General features: G+C 61.0%; 14 protein-coding genes and 1 riboswitch. Of the genes, 11 read left to right on the forward strand and 3 right to left on the reverse strand.

Features of this window, described 5'->3' with window-relative positions; translation table 11 throughout:
* The first annotated feature begins 21 nt into the window (after nt 1–21).
* The 3 genes from KUV51_RS04105 (at nt 22) to KUV51_RS04115 (ending at nt 2,827) form a co-directional block, all read left to right on the forward strand.
* Nucleotides 22–1,551 carry a cryptochrome/deoxyribodipyrimidine photo-lyase family protein gene (locus KUV51_RS04105; RefSeq protein WP_222520321.1) on the forward strand — a complete coding sequence of 510 codons (1,530 nt, stop codon included), beginning with the start codon at nt 22–24 and terminating at the stop codon, nt 1,549–1,551.
* A complete protein-coding gene (locus KUV51_RS04110) occupies nt 1,551–1,703 on the forward strand; it encodes a DUF2256 domain-containing protein (protein ID WP_222520322.1) in 153 nt (50 codons plus the stop codon). Before KUV51_RS04105 ends, KUV51_RS04110 begins: the two co-directional genes overlap by 1 nt.
* A 326-nt stretch (nt 1,704–2,029) precedes the next feature.
* On the forward strand, nt 2,030–2,827 hold the full coding sequence (locus tag KUV51_RS04115; protein WP_222520323.1) for a glycosyltransferase: 798 nt from the start codon (nt 2,030–2,032) through the stop codon (nt 2,825–2,827).
* Here the strand turns inward: KUV51_RS04115 and KUV51_RS04120 are convergent.
* Nucleotides 2,824–3,564: an FkbM family methyltransferase gene (locus KUV51_RS04120; protein WP_222520324.1), complete on the reverse strand. Its 741-nt coding sequence runs from the start codon at nt 3,562–3,564 to the stop codon at nt 2,824–2,826. The genes KUV51_RS04115 and KUV51_RS04120 overlap by 4 nt on opposite strands.
* Nucleotides 3,565–3,617: 53 nt before the next feature.
* Complete coding sequence (locus tag KUV51_RS04125) at nt 3,618–7,040, reverse strand: calcium-binding protein (protein ID WP_222520325.1); 3,423 nt, start codon at nt 7,038–7,040, stop codon at nt 3,618–3,620.
* 211 nt (nt 7,041–7,251) lie between these two features.
* Nucleotides 7,252–7,465, forward strand: a riboswitch (cobalamin riboswitch).
* 121 nt (nt 7,466–7,586) lie between these two features.
* On the opposite strand from KUV51_RS04125, the gene KUV51_RS04130 reads away from it, so the two are divergent.
* From KUV51_RS04130 to KUV51_RS04165, 8 genes are all read left to right on the forward strand, one after another.
* Entirely contained in the window at nt 7,587–7,982 is a 396-nt protein-coding gene (locus KUV51_RS04130) for a DUF1636 family protein (protein WP_222520326.1), read from the forward strand.
* On the forward strand, nt 7,979–8,782 hold the full coding sequence (locus KUV51_RS04135; RefSeq protein ID WP_222520327.1) for an ABC transporter ATP-binding protein: 804 nt from the start codon (nt 7,979–7,981) through the stop codon (nt 8,780–8,782). Before KUV51_RS04130 ends, KUV51_RS04135 begins: the two co-directional genes overlap by 4 nt.
* Nucleotides 8,779–9,714, forward strand: a complete 936-nt coding sequence (locus KUV51_RS04140; protein ID WP_222520328.1) for an ABC transporter substrate-binding protein — start codon at nt 8,779–8,781, stop codon at nt 9,712–9,714. Before KUV51_RS04135 ends, KUV51_RS04140 begins: the two co-directional genes overlap by 4 nt.
* Before the next feature lie 34 nt (nt 9,715–9,748).
* The gene (locus KUV51_RS04145) at nt 9,749–10,774 is read left to right on the forward strand and encodes a FecCD family ABC transporter permease (protein ID WP_261385721.1); all 1,026 of its coding nucleotides are present in this window, start codon (nt 9,749–9,751) and stop codon (nt 10,772–10,774) included.
* Between the two features lie 194 nt (nt 10,775–10,968).
* Nucleotides 10,969–13,110, forward strand: a complete 2,142-nt coding sequence (locus tag KUV51_RS04150; RefSeq protein WP_222520330.1) for a malate synthase G — start codon at nt 10,969–10,971, stop codon at nt 13,108–13,110.
* A gap of 105 nt (nt 13,111–13,215) precedes the next feature.
* Nucleotides 13,216–13,641, forward strand: a complete 426-nt coding sequence (locus KUV51_RS04155; RefSeq protein WP_222520331.1) for a GlcG/HbpS family heme-binding protein — start codon at nt 13,216–13,218, stop codon at nt 13,639–13,641.
* A gap of 111 nt (nt 13,642–13,752) precedes the next feature.
* Nucleotides 13,753–14,532, forward strand: coding sequence for a gamma-glutamyl-gamma-aminobutyrate hydrolase family protein (locus KUV51_RS04160; protein ID WP_222520332.1), 780 nt, complete (start codon nt 13,753–13,755; stop codon nt 14,530–14,532).
* Between the two features lie 35 nt (nt 14,533–14,567).
* The gene (locus tag KUV51_RS04165) at nt 14,568–15,134 is read left to right on the forward strand and encodes an REP-associated tyrosine transposase (RefSeq protein WP_222520333.1); all 567 of its coding nucleotides are present in this window, start codon (nt 14,568–14,570) and stop codon (nt 15,132–15,134) included.
* 21 nt (nt 15,135–15,155) lie between these two features.
* Here KUV51_RS04165 and KUV51_RS04170 read toward each other — a convergent pair whose 3' ends face one another.
* Entirely contained in the window at nt 15,156–15,917 is a 762-nt protein-coding gene (locus KUV51_RS04170; RefSeq protein ID WP_410001056.1) for an SDR family NAD(P)-dependent oxidoreductase, read from the reverse strand.
* Nucleotides 15,918–15,939: the final 22 nt, after the last annotated feature.

Raw genomic sequence — 15,939 nt, forward strand, 5'->3', positions numbered from 1 at the left:
CACCGTCCTACCTGAGCCGACATGACAACGGTTGTATGGTTCAAACGGGATTTGCGGGTGAGCGATCATGCCGCCCTTGCGCACGCGGCGGCACAGGGTGACGTGATCCCGCTTTATGTGTTCGAGCCCGAGTATTGGGCGCAGACGGACGTGTCGGGCCGCCAGTTTGATTTTGTGTTGGAAAGCGTTGGTGACCTGGATGCCGCGCTCAGAGCTCTGGGTGTGAGGCTGGTGGTGCGCGTCGGTTCGGTTGTGGATGTGTTGCAGAACCTCAAGGACAGCTTGGGGTTTGACGCCATGATCAGTCACGAAGAGACCGGCAATGCCTGGACCTTTGCCCGCGATCTGGATGTGGCTGCGTGGAGCGCGGCGAACGGCGTTACATGGCGTGAGTTTACGCAGTCCGGTGTGGTGCGTCGCCTGAATGGCCGCGATGGCTGGGCCAAGCAGCGCAATGCTTTTCTGCGACAGCCACAAGTCGATGTCCCCGCGGGGCTGACGGGTCCGGTCCTGTCTTCCGATGACGTGCCGCGACTGGTCGTGGCGGATCACTGTCCCGAACGCCAGCGTGGTGGGCGGCAGATGGCACTATCTTTGCTTGGGTCCTTTCTGACTGAGCGGGGACAGAATTACCGCAAGGACATGTCCTCTCCCGTGACTGGCGAGTGGTCCTGTTCGCGGCTGTCGCCGTACCTTGCCTTCGGTTGCCTGTCGGGGCGTGAGGCGTCGCAGGCCGCGGCGGCCCGGCAGCGCGAAGTGAAAGGCACGCGCGAAGGGTGGGGCGGATCGCTGAAGTCCTTTCAGGCGCGGCTCGCCTGGCGCGATCACTTCATGCAGAAGCTGGAGGATGAACCGGCGCTGGAACACCTTTGTCTGCATTCGGCTTACGAGGATATGCGCCCGAAAGTGCCGGATGCCGAACGGTTGGAGGCCTGGGAAAAGGGTGAGACGGGTATCCCCTTTGTCGATGCCTGCATGCGTTACCTTGCGGCGACGGGATGGATGAATTTCCGGATGCGGTCGATGCTGATGGCGGTGGCCTCGTACCATTTGTGGCTCGACTGGCGGGTGACGGGCTTGCACCTCGCGCGGCAGTTCACCGATTTCGAGCCGGGCATTCATTGGCCGCAAAGCCAGATGCAATCGGGCACGACGGGGATGAACACGGTGCGCATCTACAATCCTATCAAGCAGGGCAAGGATCAGGACCCGACGGGCGTGTTCACGCGCAGATGGTGCCCTGAACTGACCTCTGTCCCGGATGAGTTTCTGCAGGAGCCGTGGACCTGGGACGGGTCGGATACTGTTTTGGACAAGACCTATCCCGCGCCCATCGTGGATGTTCTGGATGCTGCGCGCGCGGCGCGGGAGCGCGTGTGGGCGGTGCGCCGCGGTGCTGCGTTTCGGGATGAGGCGAAGCGGGTCATTCACAAACACGCCAGCCGCAAGGATCCGCAAGGACATTTCGTGGATGACCGAAATCCGCGACGGCCGCGCAAGGCCGAAGCATCGCCTGCCAAGGACAGTCGCCAGATGGGGTTTGATTTCTGATGGGGCGGATGCGGAAGAAGTCCGATTTGCCGGAGAAACTGTGCCCGGTCTGCGCGCGGCCCTTCGCGTGGCGCAAGAAGTGGGAAAAGGTCTGGGACGAGGTCAGGTACTGCTCGGACCGCTGCCGAAGAGCGGCGAAGAAACGCGCCTGATACTGCGAGGCTACGGCGCGCGCGAAGCCAGGATTTCGTGGGCTTCAGAGTAGTATTCAAGACAAGGGGTTTAACCCTTCTTTCGATGCCATTGCGTCAGTTGAAATGGGGGTGTCACAAGCTGCTTATCGAAGCAAGACGGTTGCGCGCCTAGGTCAGGAGGCATTCTGGTCTTTTTGTCTTGCACGCGCCGCAAGAAAACGATGCGGGAATGGAGCGCGCGCCCAGAGAACGGTGTTGCCCTGCTTCGACATTCCCGTCGCTGACGGTGCGGAGGTCTTCAAAAGCCACTACTCAACCCATGGTTCTTGATTTATGAACGCGCCATGCAAGTCGTTTTTCAAATGCGCTACTCCTATTTCGGCAAGTCCGGCTGGCGTTCGCGTGCCAGCAAGGACCCAGGTCGCCTGTTCAGTGAAGAGCGTCTCAAGAAACGGTCCTACTATTTTGAGAAGATTGCTTTGGCCAGTCTGGCATCGCAGCAGGATGAGGATTTCAAACTGGTCCTCCTGTCTTCCGAAGGCTTGCCGGATTGGCACAAGGCGTATCTCGGCGAGATGTGCAAAGACGTGCTGGGTCCAGATCGTGCGCATGTCATTTTCCGCGAACCGCAACGGGCCGGAAACTGCTTCCGCTCCTACCAGCACGAGGCGCTGAACAGCGACGACTACACTGCGCAGATCGTGCTGGATGATGACGATGCCGTCTCCTGCGATTTTGTGGATGTCATGCGTCGAGAAGCTCTGGCGATGCAGTCGTTGTTCCGCTCTGACGAGGACTACTGCTATGTTTCGCAAGCGCAGGGTTTGTCGGCGGTGTTTGAAGATGGCGGATGTCAGCTTTTGCACAGAACGGTGCCGTTCAACACCCAAGGCCTGATGCTGGTGGCCCGAACGCTGTCACGGCGCAATCCGTTCTTCACGGCCCACAAGAAACTCGCGCGGCGGCATCCGGCGCGTGCGATCTATGGGCAAACGCCCTATTTCATCAGGGCGATCCACGACCTGAACGACAGCCGGACAATGCACAGTGACGATACTGTTCGGCCCGACGAGATTGACGGGCTGGTCAAGCGGTTTCCACTGCTTGAAACCCTTTTGGCAGAACACGCGCTGGCCGCTTAGACGGGTTTCAACAGGTAGTTTCGGTTCTGTTTGTAGCGTTGCTTGCAGGACGCAACCTCGTATCCGGATGATGCGCACCACGCGTGGAAGGCGTCGTCGTTTTCCAGGTCAACCTCGACCATGAAATTCGGCCTGCAGCGTGCAGCGGTGTCCTGCAAGCCGGCAAGCACCTTCATCTCCATGCCTTCCACGTCAATCTTGATGAAATCCGGCGTCTCGTCCTTCAGCACTTCATCGGCGGGCACGACGGTCAGCCCCCCTTTGCCGGTCTTTTGCAGGCGGGCGGCGCCCAGGTTCCGCGTCCGCTTTTGTACCGCGTAGCCCCGTTCTTCACTGTCCGACAGGCCGATGCCCAGATGTGAAAAGTCGACGATGTCGTCCAACCCGTTCAGCAGCACGTTCTGGATCAGAAGGCGATAGGCTGCAGGGTTCGGTTCAATCGGAATGACACGAGATGCCTTCAGGAAAGCGGCCGCATAAAGCGTGTGGTTTCCGACATTCGCTCCGATATCTACAAACGTGCCGCCGTCCGGGAAAACGTCTTCGATCTCTTTCAGCTCGGAGAGTTCATAGAACGAACCCTTGCGGTGATTGCGCTGGATCGGATCATTTTCCATATTCGTGCAAAAGACGATCCGGCGGTCTCGAAACGAGGTGTGCGTCAGTTGCACATTCTCCGCCTGTACGGGCCGACCCAGGCGCAGGCGCTTTTGGATACGTGTTATTTCTGGCGTCATGTGCGGTGGTCGCTCCTCGGCTGTGCCACCGCACTACACCATTCCAGACGCGATCAGAAGATGAAGTGATCCGCCGTCAGTTCTTCTGTGTCCAGAACGCCATCCGGATCCACGATGCGAACGTGCAGGACATTGCCCGACCCGCCCGGCCCCCTGATTTCCAGCTCGTCCGTTTTGCCACTTCGCATCTCGATCGACAGGTCTGCGCGGGATGTGACGCCTGCCCAGGCCGACAGGTCGAGCTTGTCGTCAGACAGCGCAAAATCCTTGATCCGGTCGGTCTGGCTGTCGCCATCCGCCATCACGAAGACGTCCGCGCCTGAACCGCCCGTCAGCACATCCTTGCCCGCTCCGTCGTAGAGAAAGTCATTGCCGCCCGCGCCGCGCAGGTCGTCGTCACCGCCCAGACCGTAGATTTCGTCATGTCCGCTGGTCCCGTTCAGCCGCGCTGTGCCGCTGTCATGTCCTTCGGTCCCGTCGATACGGTTGAGCGTCGGGTCAGGGTCGGGGTCTGGCGGTGTCCCGTTGCCGAAGATGAAATGCGCATTCGTCAGATCCCCGATCGAGACGGGATCAGGGCCGGAGATGCGTATATGAATGACCTCGGATGGATCGGACAACAGGGTCAGCGCCAGTTCATCTGTCTTGCCAGTGCGAAAGTCGACGTGAAAGTCGTCAAGGCTGGTTGCTGCCCATGTGCTGATGTCGATTACGTCGTCGCTGAGCGAGAAGTCCTTGATCCGGTCCGTCTGTCCGTCATCTGCTGTCAGCACGAAACGGTCGCTGCCGCTGCCTCCGGTGAAATCGTCGCGTCCGGTTCCACCATGCAAAACGTCATCACCGGCACCGCCGCGCAGGTCGTCATTCCCGCCGAGGCCAAGGATTTCGTCCGCATCTGCCGTGCCGTTAAGGCGCGTTTGCCCCCGGTCATCGCCTTCGGTGCCCTCGATCCGGTTCAGATCGTTGAAGATGAAATGTGCGTCGGTGAACGGGTTCGCGCCCCCGGTCGTCTGATCACCCTGTTGCTCGATCGGCACGCCCTGGACGTTGATGCGGATGGATTCGCCAGCATGCGTGACAATCCATTCGTTTGCGACGAAGCCATTGCTGTTGGTGCGCTGCGTGATGTCGAGCTCGTCAAAGCTGTCGACCCCCCAGGAGGCGAGGTCGATGACGTCGTCCCCGATGTGAAAATCCTTGATCCTGTCCTGTTCACCGTCGCCTGCCTGCATGACGAAGGTGTCGTTGCCTTCCCCGCCCGTCATGCCGTCCCTGCCCATCCCATCGGACAATGTGTCATTGCCTGCGTTGCCGATCAGGTCGTCTGCACCGTCCCCGCCCAGGATCAGGTCATCGCCGTCCCCGCCTGCAAGCTTGTCACTCCCGGCACCGCCATCAAGGATGTCATCCCCGTCGCCACCATTGAGGTCGTCGTTGCCGTCCTCACCAAAGAGCGTGTCGGTACCCCGGTCGCCTGCCAGGACGTCGTTGCCGTCGCCGCCGTGCACTTTGTCGTCACCCCAGTCCGCGCGCACGGTGTCATCTCCGGCGCCCGCATAAACGATCTCGTCAAAGCGACTGATCGTGCCGCCATCCGGGTCGACATAGCCATCGATATTGCCTTCCGAATCTGTGGTCGTCGGGCCGATCAGGTCGGCATTGGCGGTGCCTGTGACTGTGACCACCGGCGCATCGAGGACGTTGAGAAGCAGGGTGATAGCGCCATTGTCGTGGGCGATCAGCAGATCGTTGGCGCGCCCTTGAAGATCTGCGTCAACCTGAGTGCCGAGCGCGATAAGCTCTGCCAGGGTGTAGGTCACGCCGTCAATTTCGACCGCATCGCCTTCGGCTTCGTCGTAGTCCACAACGACGTTGATCCCATCGGTCTCCACTCGGAAGAGGTCGCTGCCGTCGCCGCCCTCGAGCTGGTTGTCTCCTGTGCCGCCCTCAAGCGTATCATTGCCCGCGTTGCCAAAGAGCTTGTCATCGGCTGCCCCGCCCAGGATCAGATCGTTGCCATTTTGACCAAAGAGGAAATCGTTGCCATCGAGGCCGCGCAATGTGTCGTCACCGTCTCCGCCATAGAGGAAATCCCACGCCTGATCATGGCCTGTGATCTCGTCATTGCCGCCATAGCCGAAAGCGATACCGACGTCGTAGCCTTCGACTTCGAGGTTGAGGTTGCCTGAATCCGGCACCCCGTCGCCGTTGCTGTCGATCGACATGTTTTCGTTGCGGATGGCGCGATTTTCGATGCGATCGGCGGTGATAATGTCGTCCCCCGACCATTCCGCGGGGTTTTCATCGTTCGAGAACAGGTGGTTGGCAATGGCGAAACTGTCCGGGTGACGATACTCCGGCTCTCCATTGCCGGTGATCACCACCAGGCCGGATGCGCCCGACTGTACGCCGGGGAACCAGGAGATGCCGATGCCGTTCTCGGCAAACCACTCCGCGGCTCTGGAAAAGACGAAATGGTTGAACTGCGCGACGGCCCAGTTGTTTGCGGCAGTGCCCCGCGCGTTCATTTCGGTGACCAGTATGTCGTCATCTCCGAGCACCGAAAACACGCGGTTGAACGACGCCACGTAGTCGTCCAGCGTGCTGCCGTTCCGGTTGCCATGCCATCCGCCATAGAAATGTGAGGACCAGACCAGATCATCGCCGATACCCTGCCGGATCAGGTCGAGCGCGGAGGTCCCGTCGATCATCACATCGCCAAACACGTCGAAATGTGCCGAATACGCCCATCCACCCACAAGGATCTTGGTGTCCACCCGTGCATCGATCAAATCGCCCAGGCTGTTGACGTGTTCGACATAGAGCTCGACAAACCGGTCCACATCGCCTCCGCGTCCGCTTGACGCGCCTTTGCTGTAGCCTGCTGGTTCGTTGATCAATTCGAGACCGTAGAGCGCGTCCTGAACCGAAGGGTGCGCATCCAGCCAATCCAAAATCCCTGTCCATGCCGTTTCCATGTTGGCATAGATATGCCCCGTCAAATCGTCGTAGACGTCATCTGCGGTGCTGCTGGGGTCAAAGCCGTGTCCCTGTGCATCCCCGCCGAAATAGCCCAGAATGATCTGGAACCCCTGTGCGGCGGCTTCTTCAAGGAATGCCTCGAACCGGATGTCCATGCTGCCATCGGGGTGGAAGTTGTTTTCGTTGAACGGGACACGCAATGTGTTGGCTTGTGGCAGTGCCTCTGCCATTGACTGGACAAAGCGGTGCACGCGTGCGGCCGTCGCTGCCTCGTCAACCTCGCCTGTCGTGGCATCGAACAGAAGGGGCCCAAGGCCACCGGGGATGGCTTGGTGATCACCATGCCACAGGTAGTACTTGCTGTCCTTGGCCTCGTTTTCCTGTGCGAGGTTGGCATAGGTAGGATCATTCGCCGGTGTCTGGCTGTCGATCCGGCGTTGATCTTCTGCGCGGACTTGAATGTTGATGACGTTTAGGGAAGACGTATTGGACATGGCACAAACCTCTCGTTTAAGTAGAGATATTCCCGTAATACGTGTTAAGCAAACGTATACGTTCGGGAACGCGGCGTCATGTTTTGCCGGGCTTTATGAGCGGTCTGCGACGAGGTGCCGTGCGTGATCAGAAAATCGGTAGCGAAACGCGCGGCTTAGCGCATGCGGCACCGGAGTTGCACGATTTTGCATTGACCCGGTTCCCACAATTGAGTCACGTGGGGGCGATGGTTCTCGGAAGCCTTTGGCGGATGAGATGAAAAGGGAACGCGGTGCGGTGCCGCCCTGGTGCCAAGTCCGCGACTGCCCCCGCAACTGTGAGCGGTGAGCGACCCCGATAGGGACCACTGGACGCGATGTCCGGGAAGGTTCGGGGAAGCCGTGACCCGCAAGTCAGGAGACCTGCCATCACCGGCGCATGGTGTGCGTCGGCAACTCAACTCGATACAGGCGGGGCGCCTGGTCAGGAGCACAAGATGGCACAGCGGTCCACACCGCAGCGACATGGTTCTGTTTCCTCAGCCCTTCCAATCGCCGGAGGCACTGATGGAACACCGCATAACAATCTGCACATCCTGCAAGCACAAGGGCACGCAGTGTCGGCCCGGTTATGAGTTGATCGAGCGTTTGCGCGCCGCGATTGCCGATGCGGGCGATGCCGTGACAGAAGATTTCGAGATTTCGGGCGTTGCATGCATGGCTGGATGCGACCGCCCGTGCACCGTTGCCTATCATGGTACGCGCAAGGCGACTTATCTCTTTGGCGATATTGATCCGGATACGGATGTTGACGATCTGCTGGCCTTTGCCCGGCAATATGCAGAGCTTGAGGATGGGTGGTGTTCGTCGGTGGACCGGCCAGGAAAGCTGCGCCAGACGACCTTGGCCCGTGTTCCGGCGGCCATCGTCGCCATCGAACGCACCGAGGCGCGGGCATCTTGACCACAGCCGCTGATCTGTCGGTGCGCGATTTGTCCTGGGCGCCTGCGCGTGGCGGCACGCCACTTCTGCATCCGACATCGTTTGACGTGAAGGCGGGGCGGGTGATGGGCGTGGTGGGCCCCAATGGTGCGGGTAAGACCACGCTCCTTCGGTTGCTCTACCGATTTCACAAGCCGCGGACTGGCAGCGTGTCGGTTGGCGGCGATGACATCTGGCATCTGTCCGCGCGCGACGTGGCCCGGCGTGTTGCTGCCGTGCTGCAGGAGCACCCAAGCGACTTTGCACTGACCGTTGCCGAGATCGTGGCACTGGGCCGTACGCCGCATCGGCGCGGATTTGGCGGTGCGGCCGGTGCGCGCGATCGGGACATCATTCACGCCGCGTTGGCCCGGCTTGAACTGCATCATCTGGGCGACCGGCATCTGGGCACCTTGTCCGGGGGCGAGCGGCAGCGGGTGATGGTTGCGCGTGCGCTGGCGCAGGAGCCGCGCGTGCTGATCCTCGATGAGCCGACCAACCACCTCGACATCCGCCATCAGCTGGAAGTGCTGGAACTGATCCGCACCTTGCCGCTGACCATCGTGACGTCGCTGCACGATCTGAACCTCGCGGCCGGTGTGTGCGATGACGTGCTGCTGCTTGAGGCAGGGACCTGTATTGGTTTTGGGCCGCCACGCGATGTGCTGACCGAGGCGGCCTTGTCCGGGGTGTTCGGTGTAGAGGCCCGGCGCGAGCATCTGGCCCCCAGCAATACCGACCACCTGACCTTTCATCTTGCAAACAAGGGACACCACCGATGAAATCCATCCTTCTCGCGTCTGTTGCCTGCGCTTGCGTGGCTTCTGTCGCCGTTGCCGATACGTCGGTTCAAAGCTGCGACCGGACCGTCACGTTCGACACGCCGCCGGAGCGGGCGATTTCCAACGATGTGAATCTGACCGAGATGATGCTGGTGCTGGGGCTTGCCGACCGGATGGTGGGGTATACCGGGATTTCCGGTTGGAAGACGCTGGACGAGGAGATGCGCGCAGGCGTTGAGGAGCTGCCGGAGCTGTCGGCCAAGTACCCGTCGAAAGAGGTGCTTGTCGGCGCGGATGCTGATTTCTTCTTTGCCGGGTGGAACTACGGCATGAAGGTGGGCGGAGAGGTCACGCCCGAGACGTTGGAGCCCTTTGGCATTCAGGTCTATGAGCTGACTGAAAGCTGCATTCACATCATGGACAAGGGCAAGGCCAGCATCGAAGACATGTATGCGGACCTGATGAACCTTGGCCGCATCTTTGACATCGAGGACCGTGCGGCCGAGCTGGTTGATGGCTACCGGGCGGAGCTTGCGTCCTTTGCTGAGGGTCTGGAAACCGGTGAGCCCCTTCGCGCCTTTGTCTACGACAGCGGAGAGGATGCGCCCTTTACCGCGGGTCGTTATGCGATGCCCACGGCCTTGATTGAGGCGGCTGGCGGTCGGAATGTCATGGACGATTTCGAGAAAAGCTGGGCCTCCGTCACCTGGGAGGAAGTGGTGGAGCGGAACCCTGAGGTGATCGTCATCGTCAACTATGGCGAGGTGACGGCGGAACAGAAGCGCGACTTCATGATGTCGAACCCGGCCTTTGCCGATCTCGATGCAGTTAAGAACGACCGCTTCGTCACTTTGGAGTATGTCGAGGCGACGCCGGGACCGCGCAATATCAAGGCCATCAAGACGCTGGCTGACGCCTTCTGGGGCGAATGAGGCGATGACAGCAGACGTGGGCACTCCCGTTCGGATGCGGCGCAGAGGCGGAACCGTCGCCTTTGCGCTCTGCGGTCTGATCGTTTTGCTTGCGTCGCTGTCGGTTGCGATTTCCGTTGGGGCTGTTGGGGTGCCTACGAACACCGTCTGGGGCGTGTTTCTGAACCGGCTGTCGCCCGGGTTGGTCGAGCAGACCTGGTCGCAAGGGCGGGAGGCGATTGTCTGGGACATCCGCTTTCCGCGCGCGCTGCTGGCGATGATGGTCGGGGCAGGGCTGGCATTGGTGGGCGCAAGCCTGCAGGCAGTCACCCGCAATCCGCTGGCTGATCCGCATCTGTTGGGCATTTCGTCAGGCGGTGCGTTTGGTGCTATCCTGGCGCTGTTGCACACAGGGCTGTTTCTGGGGTTGCTTACGGTGCCGCTGCTGGCCTTTGCCGGGGCGCTGGGCGCCACGGCCATTGTGCTAGCCGTGTCGCGTTTTGCGGATGCCACGAGTGCGGACCGGCTGGTTTTGGCGGGCGTGGCCGTGTCGTTCATCGTGATGGCCGCGGCCAATGTGCTGATCTTTCTGGGCGATCCACGCGCCACGCACACGGTCGTGTTCTGGATGCTTGGGGGTCTGGGCCTCGCCCAGTGGGACCAATTGATCTATCCGCTGGCGATCCTTTGCCTCTGCGGCGCGTGGCTTGTGTCCCGATCCGCTGCCTTGAATGCGATGACCGTGGGGGACGAGACTGCATCGACCCTTGGCATTCCCGTCGCCCGTTTCCGTCTGATCGTCTTTGTGGTTGGCGCGTTGATCACGGGAGTGATGGTCGCCTTTTCCGGGATCATCGGCTTTGTGGGGCTGATGGTGCCGCATGTGGTGCGGATGATGGTGGGCGGGGATTACCGCCGCGTTCTGCCGGCGTCGGCGCTTGTGGGGGCCATTCTGTTGCTTTGGGCTGACATTGCAGCACGTACCGTCATGGCGCCGGAGGACATGCCGATTGGTATTGTGACGGGGCTGGTCGGTGGTGTTGGCTTCATCTGGCTCCTGGGGCGTAGACGCCAAGCCTGACGACGCAGACGGCGCCAAAGTCAGCACGGTTCCGCGGCCCAAGTCGCCAATTTTGCGCGCCGTAACGGTCAAATTCTGGCGGTTTTTCGCAACACTGATCTATTTGGTAAAATTTTTTGACCAATGATGTTTACGATAGGAAACTTTTTCTCTAAGCCTTCCGATGACTCGTGTTCCACGTCCCGGAGGACCCCATGACAGCTTACGTAGACCGCAGCGACCTTCAGGTTGCAGACAGCCTCGCGCAGTTCATCGAAAGCCACGCTTTGCCCGGCACGGGTGTGGCGTCGGCAGACTTCTGGGCGGGATTTTCGGCGCTGGTGCATGATTTGGGTCCAAAGAACCGTGATTTGCTGGCCAAGCGTGAGGATATTCAAGCCACGATTGACAAGTGGCACATCGAACATCGGAGTGGCGACCATGATGCGGCCGCCTACCGGGCGTTTCTGACAGAGATCGGCTATCTGGTGCCCGAGGGGCCGGACTTCGAGATCGAGACAGCCAATGTCGATCCGGAGATTGCGTCGACCCCAGGTGCACAGCTTGTGGTGCCGATCATGAACGCGCGCTTTGCTCTGAACGCCGCCAACGCGCGCTGGGGGAATCTCTATGATGCGCTTTACGGCACCGATGCGCTGGGCGATTTGCCCAAGGCGGGCGGGTACGATCCGGCGCGTGGCGCGCGTGTCATCGCCTGGGCAAAGGCGTTTCTTGATGATGCGCTCCCGCTTTCAGGCGGTGGCTGGGCCGATGTGACGGGGCTGTCGATCAGCGACGGGACCTTGGCTCTGGACGGCGCGTCCTTGGTGAATCCGTCCCAGTTTCTCGGGTTCGGTGGGGATGAGGAGGCGCAGACCTATCTTTTCCGCAACAATCATCTGGCCATCGAGATTGTCGTCGACCGCAATGATGTGATTGGCGGGGATGACCCTGCAGGTATTGCGGCGGTCAACCTCGAGTCCGCGCTGTCCACGATCATGGATTGCGAGGACAGTGTGGCGGCCGTCGATGCCGAGGACAAAGTGCTGGCCTATGGCAATTGGCTGGGCCTGATGAAGGGCGATCTGGAAGAAAGCTTTGAAAAGGGCGGCAAGGTCATCACCCGCCGGATGGCCGGGGACCGCAGCTACACCGCGCCTGATGGATCATCCCTGACCATGAAGGGCCGGAGCCTGATGTTGGTCCGGAATGTGGGCCATCTGATGACAAACCCCGCCATTCACGACCGGGACGGCAATGAGGTGGGTGAGGGGCTGATGGATGCCATGATCACCACGCTCATCGCCTTGCATGACCTGAAGAAGACCGAAGGCTTGCGCAATTCGGTGTGCGGGTCGGTTTATGTGGTGAAACCCAAGATGCACGGGCCGGACGAGGTGGCCTTTGCCGACGAGATTTTCACGCGGGTGGAGAAGGTGCTTGGCCTGCCGGTCAATACGGTCAAGCTGGGCATCATGGATGAGGAGCGCCGTACGAGCGCAAACCTCAAGGAGTGTATCCGCGCGGCGGAAGCCCGTGTGGCGTTTATCAATACAGGCTTCCTGGATCGGACGGGGGACGAGATCCATACCTCCATGGAAGCAGGGCCGATGGTGCCCAAAGGCGAGATGAAGGGCGCGGCGTGGATCGGCGCATATGAGGACCGCAACGTGGATATCGGTCTGGCCTGCGGGCTGAAGGGTAAGGCCCAGATCGGCAAGGGGATGTGGGCGATGCCCGACCGCATGGCCGAGATGCTGGACGCCAAGATCGGCCATCCGCAATCCGGTGCCACCTGCGCCTGGGTGCCGTCGCCCACAGCCGCTACGCTGCACGCCACCCATTATCACAAGGTCGATGTACTGGCCCGCCAGGACGCGCTGAAGGCTGGTGGTGCGCGCGGCACGCTGGAGGATCTGCTGAGCATTCCGGTGGCCACGGGCCGCAACTTCTCGGACGCCGAGATCACGCGGGAGTTGGAGAACAATGCACAGGGCATTCTTGGGTATGTGGTGCGCTGGGTTGATGCGGGCGTGGGCTGTTCCAAGGTGCCGGACATCAATGACGTGGGTCTGATGGAGGACCGTGCCACATGCCGGATTTCGGCGCAGGCCATGGCGAACTGGTTGCATCATGGTGTTGTGAGCGAGGATCAGGTGATGGCCGCCATGAAGAAGATGGCGGAGGTCGTGGACCGGCAGAATGCAGGCGATGCAAGCTATATTCCCATGGCGCCGGGGTATGATGGGGTGGCGTTTCACGCGGCCTGTGATCTGGTGCTGAAGGGGCGCGTGCAGCCCTCTGGCTATACCGAGCCGGTGCTGCATGAGCGCCGTTTGGAGTTCAAAGCGGCCTGAGCCGCAGGTTGAGAGTGCGGGCGTGAGGGGCCAGCCCCTCACACTCCCCGGGATTTTTTTGAAACAGGGAAGAAGACCGGGTTCCGGTCTGTCAGGAGAAGACACATGGCAATTTCATTGCGCAAGGCGCGGACCATCATTCGCAAGGCTTTGGAGAAGGGCAGGGAGATGGAGTTGAAACCGCTCACCGTCGTCGTGCTGGATGCTGGCGGGCATTTGCAGGCCTGCGAGCGCGAGGATGGGGCAGCACCCGGTCGGTTCGCGATTGCGCAAGGCAAAGCCTATGGCGCGGTGATGCTTGGCATGGCTGGTACGGCGCAGATGGCGCGGGCCGAGCAGCAGGCTTACTTCATGACGGCCGTGAACGGGGTTTATGGTGGGCAAGTGGTGCCGGTGCCGGGTGGCGTTCTGGTGCGCGACAAGAAGGGCGCCGTGATTGGGGCAGTGGGTGTCACCGGCGATACGTCGGACAATGATGCAGCGGCCGCTGTCGCCGGCATCGAAGCTGCCGCGCTGACGGCGGAAATTTAAGCACTCACCCCACCTGCGGCTTTTTGCACAGGGGCCTGCGCGCCCGTTCCTCTGGTCTGGGCGCGCTTGCGTGGCGTATATCCTTTGAAACGCAGTCGCGCAGAGGACCATATGGCCCGTCCCATCATAGGCATCATCTCGAACCACCACGTCATTCACGAGAGCTACGAGGTGCAGGCGACCGGCCTGATCAACATCGCAGCCGTTGCGGACGTGGCTGAAGGCGTGCCCATGATGATCCCGTCCGAGCCCGACAGCATCCGCGTTTCGGATCTGTTGGAGCACTGCGCGGGTTTCGTGTTTACGGGCGGGCGTGCGAATGTGCATCCCGAGGAATATGGCGAAGAGCCGACCGAGGCACATGGTGATTTCGATCGCAACCGGGACCGGATCACGCTGCCACTGATCCGTGCATGCGTGGAGCGCGGCCAGCCCATCCTGGGCATTTGCCGGGGGTTTCAGGAAGTGAACGTGGCCATGGGCGGATCGCTGTATCCCGAGATCCGGGATCTACCGGGCCGTGACAATCACCGGATGCCGCCTGATGGCACGCTGGAGGAAAAGTTCGCGTTGCGCCACGATGTGACCTTTTCCGAAAACGGTGTGTTCCACAAATTGATGGGCCGCCAGTCCGTGCCGACGAACACCTTGCACGGGCAGGGGATCAAGCATCCCGGACCTCGCGTTGTCGTGGACGGACATGCGCCCGATGGCACGGCCGAGGCTATCTATATCGATGGGGCGCCTGGTTTCACCCTTTCTGTGCAATGGCATCCCGAATGGAACGCGAAATGCGATCCTGTTTCGCGCCCGCTGTTCGAGGCCTTTGGTGCGGCTTGCCGGGACTGGGCGGATGAGGGTCGGGCGCGCCCGGTTCTGCGCTCGGCTTAAGCGGGCATTAACCAGAAGCCGGGCAGGGTGTCGACATGCCCCGCTACATCCGCTCTGACAGCCCCGATCTGACCTATTTTTTTACCGTTCGAGCCGCGCGGCGCGGCACGGATTTGTTCCTGCGCGAGATCGACCTGCTGCGTGTCGCGATGCGCAAGACGAAGGATCATCACCCTTTCGAGATTTCCGAGATCGTGGTGCTTGGCGATGTGATACACACCCTCTGGCGGCTGCCGCCCGGAGATGCGGGTTTCTCGATCCGTTGGAGGATGCTGAAAAGTCTGTTTTCCCGAAGTGTCGATGCGCCGCAAGACGTTGGTGAACAAAGGCTGCGGCCGGGCGAAAAGGGACTTTGGCAGCGGCGGTTCTGGGAGCATGCGATCCGGGACGCAGAAGACCTTGCGGCGCATCGCCAGATGATCTGGACCGCACCGGTACAGGCGGGATGGGTGAACCGACCGGAAGAATGGCCCCATTCGTCCATCCACCGGGCGATCGCGCGCGGACAGTTTGCGCCCGGTGGCTCTGTTGGGCCGGCGTACCTGCCGCTGGACAGGCGCACGCCACGTGCGCCTTACGGAGTGAATGCCGCTGCATCGTAAGGCGGAGGTGTCCTCCGACCGTCACACGGTTTGGCCGCCCGCGATCTGTATGGCCTGGCCGTTGATGCTTTGCGATCTGGGGCCCACCAGCCAGAGCGCTGCGGCAGCGACTTCGTCAGCATCGAGCAGGCGCTTGTGACGGTTGGCATCAATCATCACCTGACGGGCCTCTTCCGTGCTCATTCCGGTGCGCTGGGCAATGGCCTCCTGATTGCGATCTACTATGGGGGTATCAACATAACCTGGGCAGAGCGCGTTGAACGTGAAGGGCTGGCCCATGTAGTCCTCGCTAAGTGACCTGATCAGCCCGATCAGCCCGTGTTTCGACGCAGCATAGGCGGCCGCCCCGGGCAGGCCGCGCAACCCTGCAATGGACGACACGGCAATCACACGGCCCCACTGTGTCTCACGCATTCCGGGCAGGCAGGCTTTGATCGTCAGAAATGCGCCGTCAAGATTTGTGGCCATCATGTTCCGCCAGAAGGCGAGGTCCGTCTTGTGGACAGCCCGGCCTTCCGCAATCCCGGCATTGGGGACACAGATCTGGATCGGACCACGTGCAGCGATCGCGGTGTCAATCGCGTCCTGAACGGATGTTTCATCGCGCACATCCATGACCGTACCGTGCAGCCCGGCGCCTGCAACATCGTCCAACACCTGTTGCCTCCGCCCGGTGATCGTGACCTGTGCGCCCTGTGCGGCAAAGGCGCGCGCTATGGCCAGACCGATCCCCGTGCCGCCACCAGTCACCAACGCATGTTTCCCTGCCAAATTCCTCGCCATGTCCATTGCACTTCCTCGTTGT

The organism is Tateyamaria omphalii, from assembly GCF_019802125.1.
Lineage (GTDB): Bacteria > Pseudomonadota > Alphaproteobacteria > Rhodobacterales > Rhodobacteraceae > Tateyamaria > Tateyamaria omphalii_B.